The 16,815-nt window shown below is 67.6% G+C and carries 17 protein-coding genes, 1 tRNA gene and 1 pseudogene; 9 read left to right on the forward strand and 10 right to left on the reverse strand.

From position 1 onward, the window contains the following. From AC1RRV_RS17340 to AC1RRV_RS17350, 3 genes are all read right to left on the reverse strand, one after another. Positions 1–2,400 carry a TonB-dependent siderophore receptor gene (locus AC1RRV_RS17340; RefSeq protein WP_492860899.1) on the reverse strand — a complete coding sequence of 800 codons (2,400 nt, stop codon included), beginning with the start codon at positions 2,398–2,400 and terminating at the stop codon, positions 1–3. Between the two features lie 272 nt (positions 2,401–2,672). Beyond that, positions 2,673–3,404: a GntR family transcriptional regulator gene (locus tag AC1RRV_RS17345; RefSeq protein ID WP_492860900.1), complete on the reverse strand. Its 732-nt coding sequence runs from the start codon at positions 3,402–3,404 to the stop codon at positions 2,673–2,675. A gap of 180 nt (positions 3,405–3,584) precedes the next feature. Further along, positions 3,585–4,403, reverse strand: a complete 819-nt coding sequence (locus AC1RRV_RS17350; RefSeq protein ID WP_492860901.1) for a MetQ/NlpA family ABC transporter substrate-binding protein — start codon at positions 4,401–4,403, stop codon at positions 3,585–3,587. Between the two features lie 139 nt (positions 4,404–4,542). On the opposite strand from AC1RRV_RS17350, the gene AC1RRV_RS17355 reads away from it, so the two are divergent. Then, a complete protein-coding gene (locus tag AC1RRV_RS17355; RefSeq protein WP_082009197.1) occupies positions 4,543–4,791 on the forward strand; it encodes a hypothetical protein in 249 nt (82 codons plus the stop codon). 15 nt (positions 4,792–4,806) lie between these two features. Here the strand turns inward: AC1RRV_RS17355 and AC1RRV_RS17360 are convergent, their stop codons facing one another. The 4 genes from AC1RRV_RS17360 to AC1RRV_RS17375 all read right to left on the reverse strand — a co-directional run bounded on the left by AC1RRV_RS17360 (position 4,807) and on the right by AC1RRV_RS17375 (position 9,430). Next, on the reverse strand, positions 4,807–5,166 hold the full coding sequence (locus AC1RRV_RS17360) for a hypothetical protein (RefSeq protein WP_492860902.1): 360 nt from the start codon (positions 5,164–5,166) through the stop codon (positions 4,807–4,809). Positions 5,167–5,174: 8 nt separating this feature from the next. After that, the gene (locus AC1RRV_RS17365; protein ID WP_492860903.1) at positions 5,175–5,834 is read right to left on the reverse strand and encodes a methionine ABC transporter permease; all 660 of its coding nucleotides are present in this window, start codon (positions 5,832–5,834) and stop codon (positions 5,175–5,177) included. Beyond that, positions 5,831–6,841: a methionine ABC transporter ATP-binding protein gene (locus AC1RRV_RS17370; RefSeq protein WP_492860904.1), complete on the reverse strand. Its 1,011-nt coding sequence runs from the start codon at positions 6,839–6,841 to the stop codon at positions 5,831–5,833. The genes AC1RRV_RS17365 and AC1RRV_RS17370 overlap by 4 nt, the downstream gene beginning before the upstream one ends. Positions 6,842–6,970: 129 nt before the next feature. After that, the gene (locus AC1RRV_RS17375) at positions 6,971–9,430 is read right to left on the reverse strand and encodes an alpha/beta hydrolase family protein (RefSeq protein ID WP_492860905.1); all 2,460 of its coding nucleotides are present in this window, start codon (positions 9,428–9,430) and stop codon (positions 6,971–6,973) included. A gap of 220 nt (positions 9,431–9,650) precedes the next feature. Between AC1RRV_RS17375 and AC1RRV_RS17380 the strand changes: the two are divergent. Then, positions 9,651–9,760 (forward strand): annotated as a pseudogene (locus AC1RRV_RS17380) (hypothetical protein); the annotation flags it as partial. Positions 9,761–9,786: 26 nt separating this feature from the next. Here the strand turns inward: AC1RRV_RS17380 and AC1RRV_RS17385 are convergent. Further along, positions 9,787–11,067 (reverse strand): Xaa-Pro dipeptidase, encoded by a 1,281-nt coding sequence (locus tag AC1RRV_RS17385; RefSeq protein WP_492860906.1) that lies wholly within the window; start codon positions 11,065–11,067, stop codon positions 9,787–9,789. Positions 11,068–11,129: 62 nt separating this feature from the next. Continuing rightward, positions 11,130–11,426: a hypothetical protein gene (locus AC1RRV_RS17390; protein ID WP_492860907.1), complete on the reverse strand. Its 297-nt coding sequence runs from the start codon at positions 11,424–11,426 to the stop codon at positions 11,130–11,132. Positions 11,427–11,612: 186 nt separating this feature from the next. Between AC1RRV_RS17390 and AC1RRV_RS17395 the strand changes: the two genes are divergently transcribed. Together AC1RRV_RS17395 and AC1RRV_RS17400 are read left to right on the forward strand one after the other, a co-directional pair. Then, positions 11,613–11,699 (forward strand) — tRNA-Leu (locus tag AC1RRV_RS17395). A gap of 272 nt (positions 11,700–11,971) precedes the next feature. Further along, the gene (locus tag AC1RRV_RS17400) at positions 11,972–12,370 is read left to right on the forward strand and encodes a helix-turn-helix domain-containing protein (protein WP_492860908.1); all 399 of its coding nucleotides are present in this window, start codon (positions 11,972–11,974) and stop codon (positions 12,368–12,370) included. Between the two features lie 14 nt (positions 12,371–12,384). On the opposite strand, the gene AC1RRV_RS17405 is transcribed toward AC1RRV_RS17400, so the two are convergent. Next, positions 12,385–13,152: a competence/damage-inducible protein A gene (locus tag AC1RRV_RS17405; protein WP_492860909.1), complete on the reverse strand. Its 768-nt coding sequence runs from the start codon at positions 13,150–13,152 to the stop codon at positions 12,385–12,387. A gap of 51 nt (positions 13,153–13,203) precedes the next feature. Between AC1RRV_RS17405 and sfsA the strand changes: the two genes are divergently transcribed. The 5 genes from sfsA (at position 13,204) to radC (ending at position 16,765) form a co-directional block, all read left to right on the forward strand. After that, a complete protein-coding gene (gene sfsA, locus AC1RRV_RS17410; protein WP_492860910.1) occupies positions 13,204–13,908 on the forward strand; it encodes a DNA/RNA nuclease SfsA in 705 nt (234 codons plus the stop codon). A gap of 55 nt (positions 13,909–13,963) precedes the next feature. Beyond that, a complete protein-coding gene (locus tag AC1RRV_RS17415; protein ID WP_492860911.1) occupies positions 13,964–14,443 on the forward strand; it encodes a YbjN domain-containing protein in 480 nt (159 codons plus the stop codon). A gap of 83 nt (positions 14,444–14,526) precedes the next feature. Next, positions 14,527–14,919 (forward strand): hypothetical protein, encoded by a 393-nt coding sequence (locus AC1RRV_RS17420; RefSeq protein WP_492860912.1) that lies wholly within the window; start codon positions 14,527–14,529, stop codon positions 14,917–14,919. A gap of 104 nt (positions 14,920–15,023) precedes the next feature. Then, the gene (gene map / locus AC1RRV_RS17425) at positions 15,024–15,851 is read left to right on the forward strand and encodes a type I methionyl aminopeptidase (protein WP_492860913.1); all 828 of its coding nucleotides are present in this window, start codon (positions 15,024–15,026) and stop codon (positions 15,849–15,851) included. A gap of 149 nt (positions 15,852–16,000) precedes the next feature. After that, positions 16,001–16,765: a RadC family protein gene (radC, locus tag AC1RRV_RS17430; RefSeq protein WP_492861133.1), complete on the forward strand. Its 765-nt coding sequence runs from the start codon at positions 16,001–16,003 to the stop codon at positions 16,763–16,765. Positions 16,766–16,815 lie beyond the last annotated feature (50 nt).

Raw genomic sequence — 16,815 nt, forward strand, 5'->3', positions numbered from 1 at the left:
TCATAACGTCCGCTTCAGGGTGGCCCGCCACTCCCTCCCCTTGCCCGGCAAGGCGCCGAGATTGGCGTAGGTGTCGGCGTCGGGGGTGAAATAGAACTTGTCGAACAGGTTATCGACATTGACCGACAGAGTGTAAGGCCCCCGCTGCACAAAAGCTGAAGCATTGACCAGGCTGTAGGCGGGATAGCGCACGGCGTTCTGCACCGTGCCCGCCGTGCGGCTGACATGGCTGACGCCGAGCGTCGCCCCGGCCTGGCCCCAGTCGTAGCCCTTGCTAGTGTAGGTCCCATACAGGCTGACCACCGACTTAGGGGTCAGGGTATAGGCGTAGTCGCCGCTGCGGCCGGGCAGGCCCGCGAAGCTCCAGACCACATAGGAGCCACCGTAGCCCTGCGCCCCGGGCACGCCCGCCGTATAGGCCGGGATGTACTGGAACGAGGTGTCGGGACCCTTCACCGTCGTGCGCTGGCTGTTGCCGGCGAAGGTGAAGGACAGGCGCTCCGAGGCCAGCCAACGGACCTCGACCTCGACGCCCTTGGCGCGCGTGCCCTGCACGGTCGGCGGAGCAATGGCGCCGGCGATCTGGGTGCGGTTCTGCTTGTAGGCCGCGACCGAGCCGATCAGCGTCCCGCGCAGCAGCTGGAACTTCACGCCCGCCTCGGTCAGGTCCGAGCTCGACAGCCACGAGCCGTCGGCCACCAGGTTCGGGGCGACATCGCCGGCCTGGCTCATCTCCAGGGCGGCGGCCTTGGCGTAGCTGACATAGGGCATCAGGCCCATCGGCAGCTTGTAGGTCAGGCTGGCGCTGTAGGTCGCCTTGTCGCGGTCGTCCGCCTGACGTCCGGCGACGACATAGCTGAGGAAGCCCGTGTCCTGGCTGTCGACGCCGTAGTGGTCCCAGCGCCCGCCCAGGACCAGGTTCAGGCGACCGACGTCGATGTCGGAGGTGACGAAGACGCCCGTCTGCTTCCAGGTCGAACGGTTGTCGTTTTCCCACTTCAGGCCGATGCCGCCGGGCTCCTCGCCGAACGGGCTGTCGATGGTGTCGGTGGGCGTGGCGCCGAAGGCGATGTCGCGGCGGTCCAGGGCGATCAGGCCGCTGTTGTAGCTCTCGCGCCGACGGCCCTCGAACCAGCGGTGCGAACCACCGACCAGGGTGCGGGCGCGGGCAGCGCCGAGGTCGGTCGGGAAAGCGTAGGTCAGGCGGATCTCGCTGACCTCGGCGTCGACCGCCGAGGGGTAGCCGTAGGAGACGAAGCGCCGGTTGTCCTGGCGATCATGGAACAGCTGCAGCTTGATCGAACGGTCGTCGCCCAGGTCCTTGGCCAGGTCGAAATAGAAGGTCTGGGTGTTGGTCTTCGAGAAGTCGGCCGGGCTGATATAGACCGTGCGACGGTCCAGCTTGGTCGTGCCGACGCCGACGTCCAGCGTGTGGGCCGCGTCGCTGCCCGGGAAGCCGTAGTACGGAATGTAGAGCGCGCTGGCATAGGGGTAGAAGCCGACCTCGTTGGGCGTCAGCTTGCCGTTGCCGTCGGTGTCCTTCAGCGTCGTGTCGCGACCGGTGATGTAGGTGCGGTTGTCGATCAGGTCCTGGGTCAGCCGGTTCCAGCCCGGCGTCTGCACATCGCCGTCCGAATGGAACACCATGCCGCCGAAGGCCGTGCTCCAGCCGTTCCCGAGGTCGAGATCGGACGAGACCTCCAGCGTCTGGTGACGCGGATAGACGCCTTTGTAGTAGCTGTGGCTGTCCTCGATCTCGCCATAGACATAGACGCCGCCCTCGGCCTTGCCGAGGCTGACCGGCGCGCCGAACTGGCCGGTGACCAGCTTCTTGTTGTAGCTGCCGAAGGTGGCGGCGATCTCGCCTTCCGGCTCGACCAGGAAGCGGCCCTCGTCGCGGGCCGACTTGGGGATGAAGTTGACCAGACCGCCGACCTTGCCGGCGCCATAGACCGGCGTCGGCGGACCACGCAGGATCTCGATGCGCGCCGCCCCGCCGATCGGGGTCGAATAGGTGCCGCGGTTCTCCACCCGCTTGAAGCCGCGGAAGTAATTCTCGGCCAGGGTGCCGCGGATGTTGAGCGCCCCCGGCACGCCGTAGAAGCTGGCGGTGTGGGTTCCCGGCGCGACCTTGGTGGCGCCGTCCAGGGTCAGGACGCCATAGCGCTCCAGGGTCAGGTCGCTGACGAGGCTGGCCGAGCGGGGGGTCTCGATCAGCGGCTTGGCGATGCCGAACACGGTCTGGCTCGGCTGCTTTTCGAGCAGGCCCGCCTTGTCGCGCGCCACGATCACCACCGCGTCGACCTGGTCGGCGACTTGGGCCTCGGCAAGCGCCGGCAGCGCGATCATGCTCGAAAGAGCCAAGACGCTGGCGGACAGGAGAGCGCTTCTGGATGGCATTACGGAAGAAACCTTCACGCCGTCGGGCGGGGAGTTCCCGGCGGTCTAGGTTCCGATATCTGGGGATGACCTAGCGTTCGTCAAAATGCCTTCTGACATTTCAGTTTGGATTGCGAAGCGGCTGTGGCGGGAAAGTCGCAATGATGGCGATCCTCCCCCTGGCGGGGGAGGTGTCGGCTCGAAGAGGCGACGGAGGGGGAAGAGACCAGGCCAGGGCAACTTCCCCCTCCGGTCCTTCGGACCACCTCCCCCGCTAGGGGGAGGATGGGGGCCTAAGCCGCGCCGACGTGCGGCCGCGTCTGAGCCTCAGGCTGAACATTGAGGATCTTGAGCATCGCCTGGCGTGAGGCCTCGGCGTCGCCGCTAGCGATCACCCGGGCGACCTGGCGGTGCTCCTCGATCTCGTCCAGCAGCTCTTGCTCCGTGGCCCCGTTGAACGAGAACACCCAGAAGCGGGCCGCCTTGTGTTGCAGCGGGATCAGGATCCGGGCCAGGGCCAGATTGCCCGAGGCGCGCGCCACGTGGGCATGGAAGCGCAGATCCATCGCCACCAGGGTCGGCAGGTCGCAGGTCCGCGCGGCCTCCTCGCCCTCGGCGAAGACGTCGTACATCGCCTGGGCCTCGGCCTTGCTGGCGTGCCTGGCGGCCAGGGAGGCGCAGTGCGGTTCGATCAGCACGCGGGCCTCATAGCCCTGGCGCAATTCGACGAGGTCCAGCGGCGCGACCGTCGTGCCCGAGCGGGCGCGGCGGATGACCAGCCCCTCCAGCGCCAGCCGGCCCAGGGCGTCGCGCACGCCGGCCAGGCCGGTGTCGTAGTGCGCCGCCAGCGACTGTTCATCCAGGCGCGCGCCGGCCGACAGCTCGCCCAGGATCAGGTCCAGCAGGATCCGCTCGTAGACCTTGGTCTTCTGCAGGTCCGGCGACCAGTCCTCGAGGCCCGAGGAATTGGCGACGTCCAGCACCAGCGTGCGGGAGCCAGGCGATTTCAGCGACGGCGAGGCCATGGAAGATCCGTGAGCGGCGGTCGCTGATAGGTAGTGTGAAATGTTAGAGGTGACTAGGCGCCAGATCCTCCCCTTTCGGGGGAGGTGGCCCAGAGGGCCGGAGGGGGCAGCTCGGCCTAGGCCGCACTAGCCCCCTCAGTCGCTTCGCGACAGCTCCCCCGGAAGGGGAGCATCTCCGCCCTAGAACGCCGGCACCACCGCGCCAGCGTACTTCTTCTCCATGAACGCCTTGACCTCGGGCGTGGTCAGCGCGGCCGCCAGCTTCTTCACGCGGGGGTCGTCCTTGTTGTCCGGACGGCCGACCAGGTAGTTCACGTACGGGCTGGTCTTATCCTCGATGATCAGGGCGTCCTTCGACGGGTTCAACTTGGCGTCGAGGGCGTAGTTGGTGTTGATCACCGCCAGGTCGACCTGGTTCAGCACGCGCGGCAAGGCCGGCGCTTCCAGCTCCTTGAACTTCAGGTTCTTCGGATTGCTGGTGATGTCCTTCAGGCTCGAAAGCTCGTTCTTGATGTCCTTCAGCCCGATCACGCCATTCTTGGCCAGCAGGATCAGGGCCCGGGCCTCGGTGCTGGCGTCGTTGGGGATGGCGATGGTGGCGCCGTTCGGCACCTCGGCGATCGACTTCCACTTGGCCGAATAGGTCCCGATCGGCTCGACGTGCACGCCCTGCAGCGGGATCAGGTTCGTACCCTTGTCGTGGTTGAAGCTCAGCAGGTACGGCAGCGTCTCGAAATAGCTGACGTCGATGCGCTTTTCGGCCACCTGGGTGTTGGGCTGGACGTAGTCGTTGAACACCTTGATCTCGATGTTCAGGCCCTGGGCGGCCAGCTTCGGCTTGATGAACTCCAGCACCTCGGCGTGCGGCACGGCGGTGGCGGCCACGGTCAGGGTGTCGGGCGCGCTGGCCTTGGGCGCCTTCGGCCCGCAGGCGGCAAGGGCCATGGCGGCGAGGCCGGGAACGAGAATAGCGCGGCGGGCGACCATGAACGGCTCCATAAGGCGATCTGACAGGTAGGGTTTTGCCCGGTTCAGCGCGGTTGAGGAAATCAGATTTCCTGAGAGGCCGTCGAGCACTTGCCGCCCCGCCGCCCCGAGATCGCTTGACCCCGCTCTCGAACAGGTCGCTTGGATGGAGATGGCCAAGGAAACCGTCCACATCGTGCAAGCCTATGTCGCCGGGCGCGGCAAGGGCCTGAAGGCCGAGCAGCAGATCGGCTGCAAGACGGCGGAAGAGGCGCGCCGCAAGGCCGAGCGGCTGGCGCCGCTGCGCGAAGGCGTCGTCGCCTTCTCCGCGAGCGCGGACGTCGAACTCGGCGACTACGACGAGAACCCGGACATCCTGTTCAAGGCCGGCCGGCTGCCACACCCGTTCGACCAGGCCTAGCGAGCCGCCCGCGCTTTAGTCGATGTCGTTCGCGGCTTCCGGCACGTCCGGCAGGCCGTGGATGATCCAGCTGACCACGAAGTCGGGCTTGTCGCCGGCCAGGCTGGTCACGCCCGCTTCGGCCGGCGCGATCGCCGAGGTCTGGGGCGGCAGGGTGTAGGTGTCGCCGTCGTGCTCGCCCAACAGGTCCAGCACGATGCCCTCCGCCTCGGTCGCGTCGATGACCACGCCGAAGAACTGCTGGCGCTCGATCAACTCGCCATCGTCGTCGAGGAAGGTCAGGTTCATCAGAAGGGTCTTGCCGATCAGGCTCTCGGCCAGGGCGGCGTCCCAGTGGGAGGCGTCGGGGATGTCGAGGTCGGTGTCGTTGCTCATCTTGTCCCCTATCTGTGCGAGACGCGGCGCACCACCGCGTCGCCGACCATCTGCAGCGCCTGGACCAGCACCAGCAGCAGCACCACGGTCACGATCATCACATCGGTCTGGAAGCGCTGATAGCCGAAGCGGATCGCCAGGTCGCCCAGACCGCCCGCCCCGACCACGCCAGCCATGGCGGTGTAGGAGACCAGGGCGACGGCGGTCACGGTCGCGGCGGCGATCAGGCCCGGCAGGGCCTCCGGCAGCAGCGCGCCCAGCACCACCTGTCGCCGCTTGGCGCCCATGGCGAAGCTGGCCTCGATCACGCCCTTGTCGACCTCGCGCAGGGCCGTCTCAACCAGGCGGGCGAAGAACGGCGCGGCCCCGACGACCAGTGGCGGAATCGCTCCGGCCACGCCCAGCGACGTGCCGACCAGGGCGACGGTCAGCGGGATCATCACGATCAGCAGGATCACGAACGGCACCGAGCGCAGCACATTGACCAGCAGCGACAGCGCGCCGTTGGCCAGGCGGTTCTCCAGCATCTGGCCCTTGCCGGTCAGGAACAGGACGACGCCCAGCGGCAGGCCCAGGGCGATGGTCAGCACCATCGAGCCGCCCAGCATGGCCAGGGTGTCGGCCGTGGCCTGGCCGATCTCGGACCAGTCGATGTTCGAGACGCTCATCGGGCGGTCTCCCCGGTCAGTTCGTCGACACGCACGCCGGCCGCCTGGAACTGGGCGATGGCGGCGGCCACGTCGCCGCCGGTCAGGGCCAGGGTCAGCTGGCCGTAGGGCGTCTCGCGCAGGCGATGGATGCGTCCGCCCAGGATCGAATAGTCGACGCCGGTGGCGCGGGCCACCTCGCCCAGCACGGGCTTGTAGGTCGCCTCGCCCTTGAACGTCAGGCGCACCACGCGGCCCGACAGGGCGGCGTCGGCGGCCGGCTCGCCATCGGCCTCGCGCACGAAGCGGCGGGCGGTGTCGCTGGTCGGATGCAGGAAGACCGCCTCGACGGCGCCCTCCTCCACCACACGGCCGGCCTCCAGCACCGCGACGCGGTCGCAGACGCGGCGGACCACGTCCATCTCGTGGGTGATCAGCACGATGGTCAGGCCCAGCTCGCGGTTCAGGCCCGAGATCAGGTCGAGGATCTGTTCGGTGGTCTCCGGATCCAGCGCGCTGGTGGCCTCGTCGCAGAGCAGGATCTTGGGGCCGGTGGCCAGGGCGCGGGCGATGCCGACGCGCTGCTTCTGGCCGCCCGACAGCTGGGCCGGATACTTGTCGGCGTGGTCGGTCAGGCCGACCCGTTCCAGGAGCTCGGTCGTCCGCGCCTTGACCTCGCTGGCCGGACGGCCAGCCAGCCTCAAAGGAAAACTGACGTTCTGGGCGACGGTCTTGCCCGACAGCAGGTTGAAGTGCTGGAAGATCATCCCGACCCGACGACGCAGGGCGCGCAGGCCGTCGACGCCTAAAGCCGCGACGTCGTCGCCGTCCACGACCACGCGGCCGCCGCTCGGAGTCTCAAGGCCGTTGATCAGGCGGATGAGGGTCGACTTCCCCGCGCCCGAAGCGCCGATCACGCCGAACACCTCGCCGGCCCCGACGGACAGGGAGACGTCGCGCAAGGCGGCATGGCCTCCAAGCCCCTTGGCGGCCGCATAGGTCTTGGAAACAGCCTCGAAGGCGATCACGGGCTCAAGGATCCTCTGGAAGCGGGGCTGGGTGATCGCTCACGCGGCCCAACGGGTCAAGCCAACGTAAGAAGGGCGGGCGATCATTGAAGACCGCCCGCCCCTCCAAGGTTCAACCCGTGCGCCCGATTACTTGCCGGCGCGCGGCGGGGCGTTCTTCACGTACTTGTCCATCCACTGGGACATCTCCCAGAGGGTGTGCATGGTCGACTCCCGCGCGCGATAGCCGTGCGCTTCGTTGGGCAGGGTCACGTAGCGCACCGTGGCGCCGGCGCCCTTCAGCGCGGCGTAGAAGCGCTCGCTCTGGACCGGGAAGGTGCCGGAGTTGTCGTCCGCCTCGCCGTGGATCAGCAGGATCGGCTCCTTGATGTTCGGCGCGTAGGTGAACGGGCTCATCTTCGTATAGGTGTCGGTCGCCTCCCAGTAGGTCCGCTGCTCGGCCTGGAAGCCGAACGGCGTCAGGGTGCGGTTGTAGGCGCCCGAGCGCGCGATGCCGGTCCGGAAAAGGTCGGTGTGGGCCAGCAGGTTGGCGGTCATGAAGGCGCCGTAGCTGTGGCCGCCGACGGCGATCTTGTCGCGATCGGCCACGCCCATCGCCACCACCGCGTCCACCGCCGCCTTGGCGTCGGCGGTCAGCTGCTCGATATAGGTGTCGTTCGGCTCGGCCCCGTTCTGGCCGATGATCGGGAACGCGGGATTGTCGAGGATCGCGTAGCCCTGGGTCAGCAGGAACAGGTGGCTGATGCCGCCGGGACGGGTGAAGCGATTGCCCTCGTCCACCGTCTGGCCGGCCACGGCGGCGTCGGTGAACTCGGCCGGATAGGCCCACATCAGGAGCGGCAGCGGACCGTCCTTGGCCTTGTCATAGCCGGCCGGCAGGTAGAGCACGCCCGACAGGGTCACGCCGTCGGCGCGCTTGTAGGTGATGGTCTGCTTGGAGACCCCGGCGAACTGCGGCGCCCGGTCAGGGAAGGTCGTCAGGGCCTTGGCCTTGGCGCCCTTGGCCGTGGCGTGGATGTAGTAGTTGGGCTGTTCCTTGGCGCTTTCGCGGCGGGTGATCACCGACTTGCCGGCTTCATCGGCCAGGGCGATCGGCATCTCATAGTACGGGCCTTCGGCCTGCCACAGCTTGGTGCTCTTGCCGTCGGCCAGCTCCATGCGGCCGATGAACGGGAACTCGCCCTTGGCCGAAGCGCCCGCGCCGCTCACGAACACCGCCTTGCCGTCCGGCGTGAAGTGCAGGACGTCCTCGCCCTGGGCGTTGCGACGGCTGAGCGCCGCGCCGGGATCGCTGTAGCGGTCCTGATAGTTGCGATCGACGATCACGCGGCCCGCGCCCGGCTTGGACGGATCGACGACGATGAGCTTCTGGTTGCGGGTCTGCCACCAGCGGCTGGTCACCAGGGCGACATCGCCCTTGCCCCAGTCGACGCCGCGATAGCGCTGGTCGAGGTCGATCAGCTTGGTCGGGGCGGCGCTGAACGGCGCGGCCAGGGTGAAGACGCTGTCGTGCACCGCCACCTTCTTGCGCGGATCGCCGCCGTCCTGGGCCTCGGCCCAGGCCAGGGTCGCCGGAGCGTCGGCGCGCCAGCTGACCGAGCGCACGCCCGCCGACACGGCGTCGAACGCCGCCGGCAGGTTGTCGGCCAGCGGACGGTCGACCAGGGTCTTCACCGGCTGGCCGTCGATGGTCGAGACGGCGATCTCGGTCGGGAACAGACCCGCCGGCACCAGGTAGCTGTAGGGGCGCTTCAGGCGGCTGGTCAGCACGTACTTGCCGTCCGGCGAGATCGTGGCGCTGGAGATCACGCCCGGCTTGCCGATCGCCGTGGTCTTGCCGTCGGCCAGGTCCACGCGGGTCAGCTGCGAGGTGAAGTAGTAGTCGAACAGCGCCTCGTCATGGGCGTTGGACAGCAGATCCTGATAGGTGCGGATCGCGGCGACGCGGCCCTTGGACTCCTGGATCGTCGGGCCGGTGGGTGTCGTCGCCTCGACCGGCGGCGCGCCGCGACCGGCGACCACCGTCTGAACCATCAGGGCCGAGCCGTCCGGCAGCCAGTCATAGCCGGCGCCGAACACGGCGTTGACCACCGCCTCGGTCACCTTGCGGGCCGTGGCGGTCTTTACGTCGACCACCCACAGCTCCAGGCCGGTCTTGGCGTCCATGATGACGGCCATCTTCGAGCTGTCCGGCGACCAGCTCGGCGCGAAGAAGCGAGCGCCGGCCGGCAGGGCCACGGCGCGAACCTTGCCCGTCGCCACATCCTCGAACGACAGGCTGTTCAGCCACTGGGCGCGGGCCTCGATCGGACCGTTGGTGCGCGGATTGATGCGGGCGCCGCCCAGGCGAAGGATCGGCTCGGAAACGGCGGCGATCGAGGGCAGGTTTTCGCGGCCCAGCAGGGCCAGGGTCTTGTGGTCCGAGCTGACCGTCACGCCCGGCGTCGGGGCGGCGTCCAGGATCTGGGCGATCGGCGCGGGCGGGGTCTGGTAGCCATCGACGGCCCAGGCCGCGTTGGCGGAAAGCGCCGAGAAGGCGACCGAAGCGGCCAGCGCGAGCGCGCGGCGCCGGAAGGAAGTCTGGAACATGGAAAGGCCCCTCACCTGAAACGCGCTCATGAGCCGGCGCGCCGTACGGGAGGCAGGATTATGCGCCCCCACTAGATAAGGGAACCGATTTTAGTCGCAAATTCCGGCTATGACCCGAAATCGCGCACCATTTTTAGCGAAAGACGGCGGAAATCGATTTCCCGCTCGCAACATCATGTCGAGCGGGAAATTCTGCGGCCCACGGCAATCTCGACAATCTAAACCAACTCGTCATCCCGGCCGCAGCGAAGCGGAGAGCCAGGACCCAGGGCAACCGCGCCGCGCCGGCCCCGGGGTCCCGGATCGGCCCTGCGGGCCGTCCGGGATGACGAGGAAAGTGAGCGTCAGTGTGAGGGTTACGGCTGGCGCACGACCTCGCCGCCCTTCATCACGAAGACCGGCTTTTCCAGCGTCGTCACGTCGGCCAGCGGATCGCCCGCCACCGCGACCATGTCGCCGTAGAGGCCGACGGCGACCTGGCCGACATCCTTTGAGCGACCCAGGGCCTCGGCGGCGGTGATGGTCGCCGACTGGATCGCCTGCAGGGGCGTGGCGCCATAGCGGACCATGACCGCGAACTGCTTGGCGTTGTCGCCGTGCGGATAGACCCCGGCGTCGGTGCCGTAGACCATCTTCACCCCGGCCTTCAGCGCCTTCCTGTAGTTCTGACGCTGGACCTCTCCGATGTCGCGATCCTTGCGAAGGTTGTCCTCCAGCACGCCGTTCTTCTTGCCCTCGGCCTGGGTGTAGTCGGTGTTGTAGATGTCCATCGAGAAGTAGGTCCCCTTCTGGACCGCCAGCTTGATGCCCTCGTCATCGACGAGACTGACATGCTCGATGGTGTCGATGCCGGCCTTGATCGCCTCGCGCACGCCTGGCGCGCCGTGGGCGTGGGCGGCGACCTTCAGCCCGGCCATGTGGGCCTCCTCGGCCACGGCCTGCATCTCAACCAAGGTCAGCTGCTGGGCGCCCGGTTCGGAACCCCGGGAGAACACCCCGCCGGTCGCGCAGATCTTGATCACCTGCGCGCCATACTTCTTCAGGGTGCGGACCGCCTTCCGCGCCGCTTCCGGACCGTCGATGTTGTACGGCGCCTTCTCGTCCATCGAGGGCGGGAAGAAGGTCGAGTCGCAATGGCCGCCGGTGGCACCGATCGACCAGGCCGCCGTGACGACGCGCGGGCCCGGCACATAGCCGGCGTCGATCGCCTCGCGCAGGCCCACGTCATCGAAGTCGGCCGAGCCGACGTTGCGAACGGTGGTGAAGCCGGCCAGCAGCGTCTTCCTCGCATTGGCCGCCTGGACCACGCTCCAGAAGCGGTCGCTGTATTCGAGGCTGTTGTAGCCGCCGATCTCGGCCAGGCTGTCCAGGTGGACGTGCATGTCGATCAGGCCCGGCAGCAGGGTCGCGCCCGGCAGATCGATGACCTTGGCGCCGGCCGGAACGGCGTCGCCCTTCTTGCCGATGCTGGTGATCCGCCCGTCGGTGACGATCACCAGCGGATTGTCGACATACTTGCCGGCGGCCACGTCCAGCAGGCGCGCCGCGCTGACGGCCTCCACCTGGGCCGCGCTCGCGGCGCCGGCCATCAACAGGCCGACCGCCGTCATCGCCGCGGTCCTGATCCCCTTACCCATGCGTCCCGTCCCCGTTCAAACTCGAGCACGGACGCTAGCACGGGAAACGGGGTCGTCGAGCCTTACTGGGGAACAACTTCCCTGGGCGCCTGCATCGTTTCCTGGGCGGTCTGGGCGGAGCTCCGCTGAGCCTTGCGTTGCTCGGCCGTCGTGCAGACCTTGACCGGGAAGTGGCTGCCGGTCGGGATCTCCCGGCGACAGACCACGCCGTCCTTCTTCTTGTCGGCGGTCGAGGCCGGGGCCGGCGCGGGCGGTTCGTTCGCCGTGGGCTGGGCGGTGGGCTGGCCGGAAACCGGCTGAGCCGAAACAGATGTCGCCAAGGCTAGGGACAGGACGGCGACGGACACAAGGAAACGCATGACACCCTCTGGTTCACTGAATGCCCGCTGATTGAGGCGGGCCAGACCAGACAGGTCAAGTTACGACGTCTCCATCCGCGACCAAACCAGACGTTGAGGGTACGAAGCGACCAACGCCCGCGCTCGAACGCGAACGGGATGCGCTCGACGCCCTACCGCCGATCGGCTAAGGCTCGCGGCTTCCGGGCGGGCGTGGCGGAACTGGTAGACGCACCGGACTTAAAATCCGTTGGGCTTCGGCCCGTGCCGGTTCGATTCCGGCCGCCCGCACCAGACGCCTTCCACCACCGGGAGAGCCGTCAAACCTGTCACCCGCAGTGAGTGAATAAACGCTTAGGGGCGGAATTGGCGTTCCTCTGCGCGTCGACTCCGGTCACGATTGCCGTCGCGATATGTGTGAGATGCAGGCCCTCGATGTTCGAACGACTCGGGGCCCGGTTCTGGCGCAAATCGCGCGCGGCGGGGGGCCGCGGCGGGGCGGAATTTTCCGACGCCTGGCCGGGGCCGAGCACGACCTCCATACCCTTGTGTTCCAGTGAGTGAGCATGGCTGACGACAAGACCCCCGATCCCGTCGATATCCACGTGGGCCGCCGCCTGCGCATGCGGCGCAAGGACCTGGGCTATTCCCAACAGGCCCTGGCCGACGCCTTGGGCCTGACTTTCCAGCAGGTGCAGAAGTACGAGGGCGGATCGAACCGGATCAGCGCCAGCAAGCTGCACGCCACCGCCATGTTCCTGAAGACGCCGATCGGCTTCTTCTTCGAAGGCCTGGACGATCCGGAAAGCGCCGACAGCACCGCCGCCGAACTCGCCAACGAGATGGCGCAGTTCTGGTCCCTGCCCGGGGCCCCCGACATGGCTCGCGCCTTCGTCACCATTCAGTCGACCGGCATGCGCAAGCACCTCGTCGACCTGGCCAAGGCGGTCGCCGGCGAGGAGTAGGCTCGCCCGCCTCCCTAGGAGGCTTCCGGCGCCAGCAGCTCGATATTGTTGGCTCCCGCCTCGGTCAGGGCGGTGATCAGCTCGGCCACGGCCGCGTCGAGCTCCTCGGCGTCGCGGCCGCGCAGCACCAGGTTGGCGCCATAGACGTCCGGCGGCGCGAAGAACGGATAGCTGCCCAGCGACATGTCCGGATGGGCCTTGGCCACCGCTTCCAGCGGCGCGGCGATCGTGCCCTCGCCGGTGCCGGTGACCCGGACGGTCTTGGCCAGCACCACCGCCCCGGTCCGCAGGCGCGGGCCGACGTCCTCCAGCATGCCGCGCATGATCGCCGGCACCCCCGCCAGCACGAAGACATTGTCCTTCTGAAAGCCGGGCGGCCCCTGGACCGGGTTCTTTACCAGGCTGCCGCCTTCGGGCACGTGGGCCATGCGCCGGCGGGCGGCGTTGGGCTCGCCCCAGCGCTCGCGCAGCATCGCCATGATCTCGGGATGCTCGGGAGCGGTGACGCCGAACGCCTTGGCGATCGAGTCGGCGGTGATGTCGTCGTGGGTCGGGCCGATGCCGCCGGTGGTGATGACGTAGTCGTAGCGGGTCCGCAGGGCGTTGACCGCGTCGATGATCTCCTGCTCGACGTCCGGCACCACGCGGGCCTCGCAAAGGTCGACGCCGTAGGTCGCCAGGTACTTGGCGATGGCCGAGAGGTTCACGTCCTGGGTGCGCCCGGAGAGGATCTCGTCGCCGATGATCATCACGGCGGCCGTCACGCGCTCGCTGGTCGTCATCGCCTCGATCCCTTATGTCGCTTCGTTCTTAGCTTCCGACTTAGGCTCAGCATGCTGCTCCCGCAACCGCTCGTTCATGGCCGGCTGGTCAGTCGCTACAAGCGCTTCTTCGCGGACCTGGTGCTGGATGACGGCCGCGAGATCACCGCCCACTGCCCCAATCCCGGCGCCATGCTGGGCGTGCGCGAGCCGGGCCAAGGGGCCTGGGTGTCGTGGTCGGACGATCCCAAGCGCAAGCTCGCCTGGACCCTGCAACTGGTCGAGCAGGGCAACGCCCTCGTGGGCATCAACACCCTGCTGCCCAACCGGCTGGTCGCCGAGGCGCTGGCCCAGGACCTGATCCCCGAACTATCCGGCTACGAGACCATCCGCCCCGAGGTGAAGTACGCCCAGGCCAGCCGGGTCGACTTCCTGCTGACCCACCCCGACCGCCCGCCGTGCTGGCTGGAGGTCAAGAACTGCCACTTCTCGCGCACGCCGGGCCTGGCCGAGTTTCCCGACTGCAAGGCCGAGCGGTCGACCCGGCATCTTGGCGCTCTCGCCGCCCAGGTCGCGGAGGGCCATCGCGCGGTGGTGCTGTTCGTCGTCCAGCGCGAGGATTGCGAGACCTTCAGCGCCTGCGCCGACCTGGACCCGGCCTTCGCGCGCGGCCTCGACGCGGCGGCCCAGGCGGGGGTGGAGGTGCTGGTCTATGCCTGTCGCATGGGGATGGAGACGGTCAAGCTCCACCATCGCATCGACTGGCGCCGGCGCTAGCTTTACCGAGCGGCGAGGCATAGCCTCCTTCGCGGGTGACGCAGGGGAGGCCCGCATGAGCAAGCCGATGGCCGCGTTGCTGGGCGGACTTCTGGTGACCATGGCGCCCATGGCGCGGGCCGCGCCCGTCACGATGCTGGATCCCGGCGGCATGACCGGCGCGGAGGTGGCCAAATGGCTGCAGGACGCCGGCTACAAGGCCGAACTGAAGACCGACACCGTTGGCGATCCGATGATCAAGAGCGCGGCCAATGGCGTCAGCTTCGAGATCTACTTCTATGATTGCGTCGCCAAGCGATGCAAGGCGATCCAGTTCTCGGCGAGCTTCGACCTCACCACGCCGCTGACCGCCGACAAGATCAACGAATGGAACCGGAAGAACCGCTATCTGAAGGCCTATATCGACGATGAGGGCGACCCCTTCGTCCAGTATGACGTCAATCTCAACGCGGGCCGGACCAAGGAAGGTCTGGACGACGACTTCGGCGTCTGGACCTCGATGGTCAAGGACTTCAAGACGTTCATCGACTTCTGACAACGCTCACCTAACACCGATTTAAGCTGCAATCGCCCGCGCGTCGGTTACCCATTCGCGTCCGCGCGAACTGAGGGGATCGCATGACGAAGACTATCCTGGCCGTCGCCGTCATGGCGCTCGCCCTCTCGGGCTGCGGCCGCACCGATCCGGGCAAGCCGGAGACCGGTTTCATGACCGGCCTGCGCGCCGTGTTCGCCTTCAAGGCCTGCACCGGCAAGCTGGAGGATCGCTTCGGCCTGAAGGAGATCTCGGGCGTCACCTCCAACGACATGAAGCCCGTCTCCACGGGCCGGCAGGGCGAATGGGACGTAAGCTTCACCGCCGACGTCACCGAGAAGGAGAGCGGCCGGGTCACGCGCTACAAGGGAGTCTGCCACGTGCGCCGCGACAAGCCGACGACCCTGGACGCCACCTTCGTCAAGGAAGTGCGCCCGGCCACCGACACCGTGCGACGCATCAACCCAGCCAAATAGGCGTTGAAATGGGGTCTAGGGTTGAAATCTGTGCTAGGATCAGCAGATACGCCCCTTCCCGCCAGATCGCCGCCCCCTGCGCGGCAGCGACCGCTGAGTAGAGCATGACCTTGGACAACACCCTCGAGATCGAAGCCGAGACCCGCACGGGTCAGATCAAGATCCACAAGTCGGAAGACTTCGAGGGCATGCGCAAGGCCGGCAAACTGGCCGCCGAGTGTCTGGACATGCTGATCCCGCACGTACAGCCGGGCGTCTCGTCGGACCACCTGGACACCCTGGCCCGCGAGTTCATCCTGGACCACAAGGCCCTGCCCGCCTGCCTCTATTATCGCGGCTATCCCAAGACGGTCTGCATCTCGCGCAACCACGTGGTCTGCCACGGCATCCCGGGCGAGTGGAACGTCAAGGAAGGCGACATCGTCAATATCGACGTCACCGTCATCGTCGACGGCTGGCACGGCGACACCTCGCGGATGTACGGCGTCGGCGAAGTCGGCCCGCGCGCCCGTCGCCTGGTCGAGATCACCTATGAAGGCATGAAGCGCGGCCTGGACGCGGTGAAGCCCGGCGCCACGCTCGGCGACATCGGCCACGCCATCCAGTCCTATGTCGAGGCCCAGCGCTGCAGCGTCGTCCGCGACTTCTGCGGCCACGGCCTGGGCAAGGTGTTCCACGACGCCCCGAACATCCTGCACTTCGGCCGTCCTGGCCAAGGCGCGGTGCTGAAGCCGGGCATGTTCTTCACCGTCGAACCGATGGTGAACCTGGGCAAGCCTGCCGTGAAGGTGCTGAACGACGGCTGGACCGCCGTCACCCGCGACAAGTCGCTGTCGGCCCAGTGCGAACACTCGATCGGCGTGACCGAAGACGGCTATGAGGTCTTCACCGCCTCGCCGGCCGGCCTGTTCCAGCCGCCGATCCAGGGGTGATCTGAGTTCCCAATCCTCCCCCTAGCGGGGGAGGTGTCGGCTCGAAGAGACGACGGAGGGGGAAGAGGCGGACGCTCAAGTCCTTCCCCCTCCGGCGCTTCGCGCCACCTCCCCCGCTGGGGGAGGATTTCATATAGACAACCCAGACGATACATCGCCAAGATAGTCGCCTAGAGTCGAGGGCGGCATGGTCAGCGCCGCCCCTGCTCGCGCCGCTCGCCAAGACCACCCGCAAATCCGCCCACGCCCATCACGCCGGCCACCGCGAGCGCTTGCGCCAGCGCGCCAAGGTCGGCGGCTTCGTCGCCCTGCCCGACTATGAGCTCTTGGAGCTCTATCTCTTCCGCACCTATCCGCGCGGCGACGTCAAACCCTTGGCGAAAGCCCTGCTGACCCGGTTCGGCTCCCTCGGCGCGGTTCTGGGCGCGACGATCGAGGAGCTGGCCACCGTTCCCGGCGTCGGCGAGGCCGCGGCGATGGACATCAAACTGCTGCACGAGGCCACGCTGCGAGCCGGTCGCGACAAGATCGTCAAGCGGCCGGTGATCAGCTCGTGGAGCGCCCTGCTCGGCTATGTCCGCGTCGCCCTGGCCAACGAGTCGCGCGAGCAGTTCCGGGTGCTGTTCCTGGACAAGAAGAACCAGCTGATCGCCGACGAGGTGATGAACCGCGGCACCGTCGACCACGCCCCGGTCTATCCGCGCGAGGTGATGCGCCGGGCGCTGGAGCTTTCCAGCAGCAACATCATCATCCTGCACAATCACCCGTCCGGCGACCCGACGCCGTCGCGCCCCGACATCGACATGACCAAGCAGATCGTCGAGGCCGGAAAAGCCCTGAAGATCGCGGTCCACGACCACTTGGTGGTCGGCCGTGAGGGCGTGGCCAGCTTTAAGGCGCTGGGGCTGATGTAAGGACGGAAGATGGGTTGACGGGCCGAGGGACTGCCCCGAGCTTGGCCGCG

The organism is Caulobacter sp. GW821-FHT11E10 (assembly GCF_058808375.1).